Annotated in this window: 11 protein-coding genes and 1 tRNA gene; 8 read left to right on the top strand and 4 right to left on the bottom strand. The window is 64.4% G+C overall.

The features are described from left to right. Positions 1-14: 14 nt before the first annotated feature. The gene (locus BLW05_RS13230) at positions 15-1,079 is read right to left on the bottom strand and encodes a CDP-6-deoxy-delta-3,4-glucoseen reductase (protein ID WP_093163086.1); all 1,065 of its coding nucleotides are present in this window, start codon (positions 1,077-1,079) and stop codon (positions 15-17) included. Positions 1,080-1,115: 36 nt separating this feature from the next. Between BLW05_RS13230 and BLW05_RS13235 the strand changes: the two genes are divergently transcribed. After that, the gene (locus BLW05_RS13235; RefSeq protein ID WP_093163088.1) at positions 1,116-2,045 is read left to right on the top strand and encodes an SDR family oxidoreductase; all 930 of its coding nucleotides are present in this window, start codon (positions 1,116-1,118) and stop codon (positions 2,043-2,045) included. Between the two features lie 16 nt (positions 2,046-2,061). On the opposite strand, the gene BLW05_RS13240 is transcribed toward BLW05_RS13235, so the two are convergent. Then, positions 2,062-2,146 (bottom strand) — tRNA-Leu (locus BLW05_RS13240). A gap of 40 nt (positions 2,147-2,186) precedes the next feature. Between BLW05_RS13240 and cysM the strand changes: the two genes are divergently transcribed. The 3 genes from cysM to BLW05_RS13255 are packed head-to-tail and all read left to right on the top strand — an operon-like array spanning position 2,187 to position 3,911. Further along, positions 2,187-3,089 carry a cysteine synthase CysM gene (gene cysM, locus BLW05_RS13245; RefSeq protein ID WP_093163090.1) on the top strand — a complete coding sequence of 301 codons (903 nt, stop codon included), beginning with the start codon at positions 2,187-2,189 and terminating at the stop codon, positions 3,087-3,089. 20 nt (positions 3,090-3,109) lie between these two features. Further along, the gene (locus tag BLW05_RS13250) at positions 3,110-3,661 is read left to right on the top strand and encodes an NUDIX domain-containing protein (RefSeq protein ID WP_093163092.1); all 552 of its coding nucleotides are present in this window, start codon (positions 3,110-3,112) and stop codon (positions 3,659-3,661) included. A 22-nt stretch (positions 3,662-3,683) separates the two neighbouring features. Next, a complete protein-coding gene (locus tag BLW05_RS13255; RefSeq protein ID WP_093163094.1) occupies positions 3,684-3,911 on the top strand; it encodes a sulfurtransferase TusA family protein in 228 nt (75 codons plus the stop codon). A 22-nt stretch (positions 3,912-3,933) separates the two neighbouring features. On the opposite strand, the gene galU is transcribed toward BLW05_RS13255, so the two are convergent. Together galU and BLW05_RS13265 are read right to left on the bottom strand one after the other, a co-directional pair. Beyond that, complete coding sequence (galU, locus tag BLW05_RS13260; RefSeq protein ID WP_177142640.1) at positions 3,934-4,818, bottom strand: UTP--glucose-1-phosphate uridylyltransferase GalU; 885 nt, start codon at positions 4,816-4,818, stop codon at positions 3,934-3,936. Between the two features lie 101 nt (positions 4,819-4,919). After that, positions 4,920-7,790 (bottom strand): valine--tRNA ligase, encoded by a 2,871-nt coding sequence (locus BLW05_RS13265; RefSeq protein ID WP_093163096.1) that lies wholly within the window; start codon positions 7,788-7,790, stop codon positions 4,920-4,922. Positions 7,791-7,916: 126 nt separating this feature from the next. On the opposite strand from BLW05_RS13265, the gene yaaA reads away from it, so the two are divergent. Genes yaaA through queF form a run of 4 tightly spaced genes read left to right on the top strand, consistent with a single transcriptional unit; the run spans position 7,917 to position 11,322 of the window. Next, entirely contained in the window at positions 7,917-8,723 is an 807-nt protein-coding gene (yaaA, locus tag BLW05_RS13270; protein WP_093163097.1) for a peroxide stress protein YaaA, read from the top strand. After that, positions 8,720-9,556, top strand: coding sequence for a 2OG-Fe(II) oxygenase (locus tag BLW05_RS13275; RefSeq protein WP_093163099.1), 837 nt, complete (start codon positions 8,720-8,722; stop codon positions 9,554-9,556). Before yaaA ends, BLW05_RS13275 begins: the two co-directional genes overlap by 4 nt. Before the next feature lie 18 nt (positions 9,557-9,574). Next, entirely contained in the window at positions 9,575-10,468 is an 894-nt protein-coding gene (locus tag BLW05_RS13280; protein WP_093163101.1) for an alpha/beta fold hydrolase, read from the top strand. Further along, positions 10,465-11,322, top strand: coding sequence for an NADPH-dependent 7-cyano-7-deazaguanine reductase QueF (gene queF, locus BLW05_RS13285; RefSeq protein WP_093163103.1), 858 nt, complete (start codon positions 10,465-10,467; stop codon positions 11,320-11,322). Before BLW05_RS13280 ends, queF begins: the two co-directional genes overlap by 4 nt. Positions 11,323-11,771 lie beyond the last annotated feature (449 nt).

Consider the following 11,771-nt stretch of genomic DNA (forward strand, 5'->3'; position numbering starts at 1 on the left):
TGTCTTCTTGATGTTCAGGGGATGGCCTTGTCCGCTTCCGTGGTGAAGGCGTCGGCGAAGAATTCCTCCTCGGGAAGGGCGCGCTTGGACACGTAGTCGTGCTTGGCGGAGTCGACGACCACGGGTGCGCCGCAGGCATACACCTGATGGCCCGACAGATCGTCGAAGTCCTCCATCACCGCAAGATGGACGAAGCCGGTACGTCCGTTCCAGTTGTCTTCCGGCACCGCGTTCGAGATCACCGGCACATAGCGCAGGTTTGGCAACTCGGCGAGCTGTGCGCGCACCCAGTCGTCCATGTAGAGGTCTTCGGGCCGGCGGCCGCCCCAGTACAGGCTGGCCGGACGCGTGATGCCCTTGTGCTTCATGTGCTCGATGACCGCCTTGATCGGCGCGAAGCCGGTGCCCGAGGCGAGGAAGATCAGCGGCTTGCCGGATTCCTCGCGCAGGAAGAAGCTGCCGTAGGGGCCTTCGATGCGAAGGATCTCTTTTTCCTTCATCGTGCCGAAGACGTGGTCGGTGAACTTGCCGCCCGGCAGATGGCGCAGGTGCAGTTCGATGCCTGTTCCCGGTTCCTGAAGTGTGTGCGGTGCGTTGGCCATCGAATAGCTGCGGCGGGTGCCGTCGCGCAGGATGAATTCGATGTACTGGCCCGCGTGGAACTGCAGCGGCTCGCCGGCCGGCAGTTGCAGGCGAAGCATCACGACGTCGTGCGACATCTTCGTGATGGCGGCGACGCGAACCGGCATCTTGCGGATCGGGAAGGCACCCGCTTCGGTGACCTGGCGCGACTCGAGCACCACATCGCTTTCGGGGGTCGCGCAGCAGGTGAGGACGTAGCCGGCCAGTTCCTCCTCCGCACTCAGGGCTTTGCTCTGGTGCAATTTCATCGTGACCGTGCCAGAGAGCTTCTTGCACTTGCAGGAACCGCAGGCGCCGTCCTTGCAGCCGTAGGGCAGGCCGATGCCCTGGCGGATGCCGGCCGCGAGAATGGTCTCGTCCGAATACGCCTGGAAGTGGCGTCCGCTCGGCTCCACCGTGATATGAAAGCCCGACTCGTTCGGGGCCGCACTGGTCATGGTTATTCTTTACCGCTACTCAAAGGGAGATAAATTTTGCCCTCAATCAACAGCCCTCTCGGTGCGAAGCCCTCGCGCTTTCGCCGGGAGCGCGTGCTCGTGGTGGGATGCGGCGATGTCGGGCTGCGGGTGGTCGGGTTGCTGCGCGGGCGGGTCAACGTGCTCGCATCGACCTCGTCACCGCCGCGCGTGCCTGCGCTGCGACAGGTCGGCGCGAGGCCGATTGTCGCGGATCTCGATGATCCGACCTCGCTCCGACGTCTTTCGGGCATTGCGACCCGGGTACTGCATCTCGCGCCGCCGCCGCGCGTCGAAGGCGGTGAATGGTGGCGCGATGCGCGAACGCAGGCACTCGTGCAGGCGATGCGCCTGCGGTCGATGCCTTTGTCGTTCGTCTATGGCTCGACCAGCGGGGTCTACGGCGATTGCGGTGGCGCGCGGGTCGCGGAGACCCGCGCCGTGCGGGCCGACACCCCGCGCGCGCACCGCCGCGTCGATGCGGAGCGCAGTGTGCGGTGGCTCGGTCGCGCCGGCGTCTCTGTGCGCATATTGCGCATTCCGGGCATCTACGCGCCCGATCGCGAGGGCGGCACACCGCGCGAGCGACTCCAGCGCGGCACGCCGGTGCTGCGTGCGGAAGACGACGTCTACACCAACCACATCCACGCCGACGATCTCGCCCGCGTCTGCCTTGCGACCTTGTGGCGCGGCGGACCACAGCGCGTGTTCAACGTGAGCGACGACAGCGAGATCAAGATGGGCGACTACGTCGAACTCGCCGCGAGGCTGTACGGGATGCCGCCGCCACCGCGCATCGCGCGCGAGGAGGCGCAGGCGCAGCTTCCGCTGTCGTTGTTGAGCTTCATGGGGGAATCGCGCCGGCTCGACAACACGCGCCTCAAGCGCGAACTGCGCATCCGGCTGCGCTATCCGACGGTCGAGTCGGGACTTGTGTCCGATCGTTGAACGGACCGAAAAGCGCTGGTGCCCGGGGCCGGAATCGAACCGGCACGCCTTGCGGCGGGGGATTTTGAGTCCCCTGCGTCTACCAATTTCACCACCCGGGCTGGAAGGAAGGAAGCCCGAAATTATGGCACAGTGACTCCCATGCAATATCCAACGATTGAAGACGCGATCGGCAAGACGCCCCTGGTGGCTCTGCAGCGCATCGACGCGGAAGCGAATGCAAAGCGCGGCAACGTGGTCCTGGGCAAGCTCGAAGGCAACAACCCGGCCGGCTCGGTCAAGGACCGGCCCGCGCTGTCGATGATCAAGCGCGCCGAGGAGCGCGGCGAAATCAAGCCGGGCGACACGCTGATCGAAGCGACGTCAGGCAACACCGGCATTGCCCTTGCGATGGCGGCCGCCATCAAGGGTTACCGCATGGTCCTCATCATGCCGGAGGACCTCTCCGTCGAACGGGCGCAGACCATGAAGGCCTTCGGCGCCGAACTGGTGCTGACGCCGAAGAGCGGCGGCATGGAGTACGCCCGTGATCTCGCGGAGCAGATGGTGCAGCAGGGGAAGGGGCGTGTGCTCGACCAGTTCGCCAATCCCGACAACCCGCGCATCCACTACGAGACGACCGGACCCGAGATCTGGGCCGACACGCAAGGCCGCATCACGCACTTCGTGAGCGCGATGGGGACCACAGGGACCATCACCGGGGTCTCGCGTTTCCTCAAGGAAAAGAACCCGGCCATTCAGATCGTCGGCGCCCAGCCCGACGAAGGGTCGCGCATCCCGGGCATCCGTAAGTGGCCGCAGGAATACCTGCCGAAGATCTACGACCCGAGCCGGGTGGATCAAGTGGTCAACGTGAGCCAGGACAGCGCCGAGGAAATGTGCCGACGGCTCGCCCGGGAAGAGGGCATCTTCGGTGGCATCTCGGCCGCAGGTGCGCTCTGTGTGGCGCTCGAGATTGCCAAGACGGTCGAGAACGCGACCATCGTTTTCGTGGTGTGCGACCGGGGCGACCGCTATCTGTCGACCGGCGTGTTCCCCGCCTGATTTCCGAGCCCATCCAAGTCATGAACGAACCCCGCTTCTGCCCCTCCTGCGCCACGCCGCTGGCCCAAATCGAAGCACTGGAGGATGGAGGCCCGAAGTCGCGGCTCCGTTGCTCTTCCTGCGACTGGACGCACTGGAACAACCCGACACCGGTGCTGGCCGCGATCGTGGAATACCGCGGGCAGGTGCTGCTTGCCCGCAACGCGGCCTGGCCGCACAAGATGTATGCGCTGATCACCGGCTTCATGGAGGCCGGCGAGACGCCGCAGGGAGGTATCTCGCGTGAGGTGAAGGAAGAGACGAACCTCGACGTGAGCGAGGTGAACCTCGTGGGCGTCTACGACTTCCAGCGCATGAACCAGGTCATCATTGCCTATCACGTGGTGGCCGACGGCGAAGTGTCGCTGTCACCGGAGCTGGTGGACTACCGGCTCTACGATCTGCCTGATCTGAAGTGTTGGCCTGCCGGCACTGGGTATGCGCTGGCCGAGTGGCTCCGCTCGCGCGGTCACGAGCCGCGCTTTTTTACCGATGCCGAGAATGAGGAGCGCCGACGCGGACTCACCACTTGAGTTGCGCGCAGGAGGAAATCACATGCAAGTGAACAAGGAAATCGACACGCGCGGGCTGAATTGCCCGCTGCCCATTCTCAAGGCCAAGAAGGCGCTCAACGAGATGCACAGCGGCGAACTTCTGAGGGTCGTGGCGACCGACGCGGGTTCGGTGCGCGACTTCCAGGCCTTCGCCCGGCAGACCGGCAACGATCTCGTCGACCAGCAGACGGTCGGCGACGAGTTCATTCACGTGCTGCGCCGTCGCTGAGCGAACGGCGCAGCGGGGGAACTCAGAGCTCGAGACTCTTCAGATACTGGCGGAACGAGGCGCCCACTTCAGGATGCGCCAGAGCCAGTTCGACCGAGGCTTGCAGGAAGCCTTCCTTGCTGCCGCAGTCGTAGCGCGTGCCGGCGTACGAGTAGGCATAGACCGGTTCCTTGGTCATCAGCGCGGCAATGCCGTCGGTCAATTGGATTTCGCCGCCGGCGCCCTTGGGCTGGTTGCGGATGTGGCCGAACACCGCGGGCGTCAGGATGTAGCGGCCCGCGACGCCGAGGCGTGAAGGTGCGTCCTCCGGCTTGGGTTTCTCGACCATGCGATTGACCTTGACCAGGCCTTCCTCGATCACATCGCCGGCCACGATGCCGTAGCGCTTGACGTGCTCCAGCGGCACTTCCTGCACCGCGAGCAGCGAGCCGCCGAGCTTCGCGAAGGCGCGGGTCATCTGTGCCAGCACCGGCTCGCCGCCCTGCGGACCGACCATCAAGTCATCAGCGAGCAGGACCGCGAAAGGCTCGTTGCCGACGAGGTGCTCGGCGCACAGCACGGCGTGGCCGAGGCCCAGCATGCGCGGCTGGCGGACGTAGGAGCAGGTCATGTCGTCGGGCATGACCGAACGGGCGATCGCCAGCAGTTCGTGCTTGCCGCTGGCCTCGAGCTGCGATTCGAGCTCGTAGGCGGCGTCGTAGTGGTCTTCGATCGCCCGCTTGTTGCGCCCCGTCACGAAGATCATGTCGCGGATGCCCGCGGCATACGCTTCCTCGACCGCGTACTGGATTAGTGGCTTGTCCACGACCGGAAGCATTTCCTTGGGCTGCGCCTTGGTGGCCGGCAGAAAACGGGTGCCAAAACCGGCTACCGGGAACACGGCTTTGCGAATCGGAGAGTTGGACATGTGAATTTCGTGTGAATCGAAGACGTGGATCGAAGAGGGCTGGCGTCGCAGACGCTCAACCCACATGCTCACATACTATTTACCGCCATGCCACCCGTCTGTCAGCCTAGGCGGACAAGCTGATCCCGCAGGCGCTCGAGCGTGGCGGTGAAGTCGGTGAGCCGCTTGCGCTCCTGCTCGATCACCGCCGCCGGCGCCTTCGCGACGAAGGCCTCGTTGCCGAGCTTACCGTTGACCTTCGCAATCTCGCCTTCGATCCGGGCCAGTTCCTTGCCGATGCGTGCCTTTTCCGCAGCCTTGTCGATTTCCATGTGCAGGCAGAGGCGGGCACTGCCGACCACCGCGACCGGCGCGGCTTCGGCTGCCGCGGCCCAGGTCGCTTCGTCGTCGAAGACCTTCACTTCCTTGAGCTTGGCGAGCGCCTGAAGCACGGGTGCCGCCTCGCGCAGGAACGCGGCGCTTGCTGCATCGTCGGCAACTGCGTACAGCGGCAAGCGCGTGGCCGGCGAGACGTTCATTTCGCCGCGCAGCGTGCGGCAGGCATCCACGAGCGACTTGAGTCGGGCGACATGGGCTTCGGCCGCCTCGTCGATCTTTTCGGGCTGGCTCTTCGGGTAGGCCGCGGTCATGACCGAATCACCGGCTCGACCGGCGACCGGCGCGACCTTCTGCCAGAGCTCCTCGGTGATGAAAGGAATGACCGGATGCGCCAGGCGCAGCAGCGTCTCGAGCGAACGGATCAGTGTGCGGCGCGTGGCGCGCTTCTGGGCGTCGTCGCCCTGCTGGATCTGGACCTTCGCGATCTCCAGGTACCAATCGCAGAACTCGTCCCATGCGAACTGGTAGATGGCGTTGGCCACGTTGTCGAGGCGGTACTCCTCGAAACCCTTTGCCACTTCGGCTTCGACGCGCTGCAGCTGGGACGTGATCCAGCGGTCGGCCTGGCTGAATCTCAGATAGCCATGGGCCGGTCCGCCGGGCGCGCACTCTTCCTTGGTGTGCTCGCGCAGGCCGCAGTCGTGGCCTTCGCAGTTCATGAGCACGAAGCGTGTGGCGTTCCAGAGCTTGTTGCAGAAGTTGCGATAGCCCTCGCAGCGCTTCGAGTCGAAGTTGATGCTGCGGCCCAGCGACGCGAGCGAGGCGAAGGTGAAACGCAGCGCGTCCGCGCCGAAGGCCGGGATGCCGTCCGGGAATTCCTTCTGCGTGTTCTTGCGCACCGTGGGTGCGGTCTCGGGCCGGCGCAGCCCCTGCGTGCGCTTGTCGAGCAGCTCGGGCAGCGCGATGCCGTCGATCAGGTCGACCGGGTCGAGCACGTTGCCCTCGGACTTGCTCATCTTCTTGCCGTGCGAATCGCGCACCAGGCCGTGGATGTACACATGCTTGAAGGGCACCTTGCCGGTGAAGTGCTTGGTCATCATGATCATCCGGGCGACCCAGAAGAAGATGATGTCGTAGCCGGTCACGAGCACGGATGAGGGCAGGTAGAGGTCGAGGTCTTCCGTCTTCTCGGGCCAGCCGAGCGAGGAGAAGGGCACCAGCGCCGAGGAATACCAGGTGTCGAGCACGTCTTCGTCGCGCGTGAGCTTCTTGCCAGGCGCCTGGGCCTGCGCTTCCGCCTCGTCGTGCGCGACGTAGACCTTGCCCTGCTCGTCGTACCACGCCGGAATCTGGTGGCCCCACCAGAGCTGGCGCGAGATCGTCCAGTCCTGGATGTTCTCCATCCAGTGGTTGTAGGTGTTGACCCAGTTCTCCGGGACGAAGCGCACCTCGCCGGAGCGAACCGCCTCGATCGCCTTTTGCGCGATCGACTGGCCGTTGGCGTCGGGCTTGGTCATCGCGACGAACCACTGGTCGGTCAGCATCGGCTCGACCACGGCCCCGGTGCGCGCGCAGCGCGGGACCATGAGCTTGTGCTTCTTGGTTTCGACGAGAAGGCCCAGCGCCTCGAGATCGGCCACCACCGCCTTGCGCGCCACGAAGCGATCCAGGCCGCGGTATTTTTCAGGCGCGTTGTCGTTGATGGTTGCATCGAGCGTCAGCACGCCGATGGTCTGCAGGCCGTGCCGAAGGCCGACCGCATAGTCGTTGTGATCGTGCGCCGGCGTGACCTTGACCACGCCGGTGCCGAATTCCTTGTCCACGTAGTCGTCGGCGATGACCGGAATCAGCCGGTCGACCAGCGGCAGTTTCACGCGCTGGCCGATGAGGTGCCTGTAGCGCTCGTCCTCCGGATGAACCATCACCGCGACGTCGCCCAGCATGGTTTCGGGACGGGTGGTCGCCACGGTGAGCGAGCCCGAACCGTCTTCCAGGGGATAGGCGATGTGCCAGAGGAACCCGTCTTCTTCCTCGCTCTCGACTTCCAGGTCGCTCACCGCTGTCTTGAGCACCGGGTCCCAGTTGACCAGGCGCTTGCCGCGATAGATGAGCCCCTCGTTGTAGAGCTGCACGAAGGTCTGGGTGACGACCTTCGATAGCTTCTCGTCCATCGTGAAGTACTCGCGGCTCCAGTCCACCGTATCGCCCATGCGGCGCATCTGGCTCGTGATGGTGTTGCCGGACTTTTCCTTCCACTCCCACACGCGTGCGACGAAGTTCTTGCGACCGAGGTCGTGGCGGCTGATCTTCTGCTCCTGCAGCTGCCGTTCGACGACGATCTGCGTCGCGATGCCGGCGTGGTCGGTGCCCGGGACCCACAGCGTGTTGGCGCCCGCCATGCGGTGATAGCGGGTGAGGCTGTCCATGATCGTCTGGTTGAACGCATGCCCCATGTGCAGCGTGCCGGTCACGTTCGGCGGCGGCAGCTGGATCGCGAAGGAGGGCGCGCCGTCCTTCGGCTTCTGCGTGCCGCGGAAGCCGGCGGCCGCATAGCCGCGCCGCTCCCACTCTGGCCCCCAGTGCGCTTCGATGGCGGCAGGTTCGAAGGATTTGGACAGGCTTTCGAGGCCGGGTTGGGGCAGGGTCTCACTCATGGCGGTACAAAAACGAACGGCATCCCGCAGGATGCCGCTTGTGGGTGGAAGTGGGAAGATTTTATTCGACGGCGGGACTGGGGCACCGCAGGGTGCGGCCATCGTGGTGCCGCTGATAATCCGGCGATGCTTTTCCTGCTTTCGCCTGCCAAGTCGCTCGATTTCGAAACCCCCGTCTCCGACACCCTTCCGGCCACTCAGCCTCGTTTCGAAGGCCCCAGAGGGGCGGCAGCCGAACTCATCAAGATCCTGAGGGAGAAGTCACCCCAGCAGATCGCCGAACTGATGCACCTGTCGGACAAGCTCTCGGCGCTCAATGTGGCGCGCTACGCGGCGTGGTCGTCCAAGAGCACCAGCGGGAACGCAAAGCAGGCGGCGCTCGCATTCGACGGCGACGTCTACGGCGGGCTCGACGCGAAGACGCTGACGGCCAGCCAGCTTTCGTGGGCGCAGGACCATGTCTGCATCCTGAGCGGGCTCTACGGCGTGCTGCGGCCGCTCGATTTGCTGCAACCCTACCGCCTCGAAATGGGAACCCAACTGGCCAATCGGCACGGCAAGGATCTCTACGCTTTCTGGGGCAGCCGCATTTCCGAGTATCTGAATGAGCGGCTTGCCGCGGATCGGACGCCGGTTGTCATCAACCTCGCTTCGCAGGAATATTTCAAGTCGGTCGATCAGAGCGCGCTCAAGGCGCGTGTCGTCGAGTGCGTGTTCGAAGAATGGAAGGGCGGCGCGGGTGCGGCTGATCCCGGCCGTTACAAGATCGTGAGCTTCTTCGCCAAGCGGGCGCGCGGCCTCATGGCGCGCTGGGCGGTCCTTCACAAGGCCGCGACCCCCAGGGCACTGGAGAAGTTCGACCTCGAAGGCTATGGTTTCGACGCTTCGGCCTCGAAGCCCGATCGGCTGGTGTTTCGACGGAGGGCGTCATGAGTCAAGGACAAGTCATCAGCGCAGAGCTTCGCGAGTGGATCGCGACTCAACTGGCTGCCGGCCATTCGGTCCCGAGCCTGCGTGCGTCCATGCGGGCTGCCGGCTGGCATGACGCTGCCGCGGATGCGGCGCTGGCCGAAGTGGAGCGGGAAGCGATTGGCGCGGCTGAAGCCACGAGAGCGATGCCCGGGCCCGATCTCTCCAACTCGCCGCTCTACATCGACGCGGGCGATCGCCGTGTCTACGTGTTGCAGACCCTGCGGAGTCCGCACGTCATCGTCTTCGGGGACCTGTTGTCCGACGAGGAGTGCGAAGCGCTGATCGCCGCGGCACGGCAGCGGTTGGCGCGCTCCCTGACCGTCGAGACGCAGACGGGCGGCGAGGCGCTCAACGTCGACCGGACCAGTGACGGCATGTTCTTCGAGCGCGGCGAAAACCCGGTGGTCGCGCGGATCGAGAAGCGCATCGCCACGCTACTGCGGTGGCCGCTCGAATTCGGCGAGGGGCTGCAGATCCTTCGCTACGCGCCCGGCGCGCAGTACCGGCCGCACTACGACTATTTCGACCCGAGCGAGCCCGGCACGCCGATCATCCTGAAGCGGGGCGGGCAGCGTGTTGCCACGCTCGTGATGTATCTGCACGAACCTGAGCAGGGCGGCGCGACGACATTTCCGGACGTCGGGCTGGAAGTTGCTCCCAAACGTGGCACCGGCGTCTTCTTCAGCTACGAGCGCCCGGACCCGGCGACGCGCACCTTGCACGGAGGCGCGCCGGTTCTGGCAGGCGAGAAGTGGGTCGCGACCAAATGGTTGCGCGAGCGCGAGTTCAATTGACCAGCTGAGCGCGCTCTCATGAAGGTCACGGCGAACGGGATCCAGATCGAGGTCGAAGACAGCGGGGGCGAGGGGCGCCCGGTGATTCTGCTCATCATGGGGCTCGGCATGCAGTTGATCGGGTGGCCGGCGGAATTCGTCCAAGCGCTGGTCGACGGTGGATTCAGGGTGATCCGGCATGACAACCGTGACATCGGGCTGAGCCAGGGCTTCGACGAAGCCGGCACCGGCAGCGTGATCTGGCAGGGCATCCGTCAGCGCCTGGGCCTGCCGGTGCGTTCGGCCTACTCGCTTCAGGATATGGCCGACGATGCGCTCGGCGTGCTCGATGCGCTGGGCATCGGGCGCGCGCATGTCATCGGAGCTTCGATGGGCGGGATGATCGCGCAGCGGCTCGCGGCCAGTGCACCCGGGAGGATGGCGAGCCTGGTCAGCATCATGAGTTCAAGCGGGGCGCGCAACCTGCCGGGTCCGCGGGCGGATGTGACCGCCGCGTTGCTGCGGCGGCCCGCCAGCCGGACCGAGGCGGCTTTGGTCGAGCATGGCCTCAAGTTCAGCCGCTTGATATCGAGTCCTGCCTTTGCGCGCGACGAACGCACCCAGGCGGACCGCATCGCCCGGGCGCTTCGACGCGCGTATCGGCCCGCGGGCGTCGTGCGGCAAATCCTCGCGATAACTGCCGACAACGGGCGGGCAGATCTGCTCTCGCGCATCGAAAGCCCATCGCTGGTCTTGCATGGCGAGGCCGACCCGCTGGTGCCGATCGCGTGCGGCAAGGACACGGCGCGGCGCATCCCCGGGGCGCGTTTCGTCGGCATTCCAGGCATGGGGCACGATCTGCCGCCGCCCGTGATCGAAATCCTCCTGCAGCACATCGTTCCTTTTCTACAGACGGCCGAGAACCGATCATGAGCCTCGATAACACCCCGGAACAATCGCAGCTGGGCCGTGCCTCTGCTTACGCTGACCAATACGACCCGAGCCTGCTTTTCCCGATTGCGCGTGCCACGCAACGGGAAGCGATGGGTATCAGGGAAGGCGCGCTGCCGTTTTTCGGCGCGGATCTCTGGACGGCTTTCGAATTGAGCTGGCTCAACCCCCGCGGCAAGCCACAACTCGCCATTGCGCACTTCACCGTACCTTGCGAGACGCCCAACATCATCGAGAGCAAGTCATTCAAGCTCTATCTCAACAGCTTCAACAGCAGCGTTTTCGTGGATCAGGATGCCGTTCGGCAGCGCTTGCGCGCGGACCTGAGCGAGGCGGTCTGGCGAGGGAGCGACCGTTCCGGCAGCGTCGGCGTCAAGCTGGTGCCGCCGGCGGCGTTCGAGAACGAGACGGTGCGCGAACTGGGGGGACTCGATCTGGACCGACTGGATATCGAGTGCACCCACTATCAGCCCGCGCCTGAGCTGCTGACAAGCGACACGACCCAGGTGCCGGTGACGGAAACGCTGAGCAGCCGTCTTCTCAAGAGCAATTGCCTTGTCACGGGCCAGCCCGACTGGGGGAGCGTGGAGATCCGCTACAGCGGGCCGCCGATCGATCAGGCGGGCCTGCTGGCGTACATCGTCAGCTTCCGCAATCACAACGAGTTTCACGAGCCGTGCGCGGAGCGGATCTTCACGGACGTCTGGCGCCGCTGCCAGCCCAACAAGCTGGCGGTCTACGCGAGGTACACCCGCAGGGGTGGGTTGGATATCAATCCGTTCCGTACCAGCTGGCCGCAGGCCTTGCCCGAGAACGTACGCACTGCACGGCAGTAGGGTTGAACAAAAAAGGTCGGGCCGACTTGCCAGCGGCTCGAAAACAGTGTCATAATTGCAGGCTCCACTAAACGCGACAGCGCTTAGAGGCCCAGAAGTCCGAAAGGGCCGATGAAGTCAGGCGGAGAAGAAAAAAGAAAAACTTCAAAAAGTTTTTCGATTCTTCAAAAAACCTGTCATAATCGAGGGCTTCGCCAAACACGGCAACGAGTTAGATCCTTCGGGGTGTAGCGAGTTAGGCGGAGGGAAGAAAAGAAAAAATCTTCAAAAATTTTTTCTGAACTTCAAAAAATCGTGTTATAGTAGAGGGCTTCGCTGATCGCAGCAAGCAAGACGCAAGACAGAAGATGTCGAGTGTCAGGATCCTTAAAAACATACAGCCGATAAGCGTGGGCGTTTGAGGCGAACAGCCAAGTTCTTCGGAACTCAAGTCTTCGGACTTTTAAACG

The sequence above is a fragment of the Variovorax sp. YR216 genome (assembly GCF_900107745.1).
GTDB lineage: Bacteria > Pseudomonadota > Gammaproteobacteria > Burkholderiales > Burkholderiaceae_C > Variovorax.

What these genes read in the sequence shown, in the direction of transcription:
- BLW05_RS13230 (WP_093163086.1), bottom strand. Translation starts at nt 1,079, where the DNA reads ATGACCAGTGCGGCCCCGAACGAGTCGGGCTTTCATATCACGGTGGAG.
- cysM (WP_093163090.1), top strand. Translation starts at nt 2,187, where the DNA reads ATGCAATATCCAACGATTGAAGACGCGATCGGCAAGACGCCCCTGGTG.
- BLW05_RS13250 (WP_093163092.1), top strand. Translation starts at nt 3,110, where the DNA reads ATGAACGAACCCCGCTTCTGCCCCTCCTGCGCCACGCCGCTGGCCCAA.
- BLW05_RS13255 (WP_093163094.1), top strand. Translation starts at nt 3,684, where the DNA reads ATGCAAGTGAACAAGGAAATCGACACGCGCGGGCTGAATTGCCCGCTG.
- galU (WP_177142640.1), bottom strand. Translation starts at nt 4,818, where the DNA reads ATGTCCAACTCTCCGATTCGCAAAGCCGTGTTCCCGGTAGCCGGTTTT.
- BLW05_RS13265 (WP_093163096.1), bottom strand. Translation starts at nt 7,790, where the DNA reads ATGAGTGAGACCCTGCCCCAACCCGGCCTCGAAAGCCTGTCCAAATCC.
- yaaA (WP_093163097.1), top strand. Translation starts at nt 7,917, where the DNA reads ATGCTTTTCCTGCTTTCGCCTGCCAAGTCGCTCGATTTCGAAACCCCC.
- BLW05_RS13275 (WP_093163099.1), top strand. Translation starts at nt 8,720, where the DNA reads ATGAGTCAAGGACAAGTCATCAGCGCAGAGCTTCGCGAGTGGATCGCG.
- BLW05_RS13280 (WP_093163101.1), top strand. Translation starts at nt 9,575, where the DNA reads ATGAAGGTCACGGCGAACGGGATCCAGATCGAGGTCGAAGACAGCGGG.
- queF (WP_093163103.1), top strand. Translation starts at nt 10,465, where the DNA reads ATGAGCCTCGATAACACCCCGGAACAATCGCAGCTGGGCCGTGCCTCT.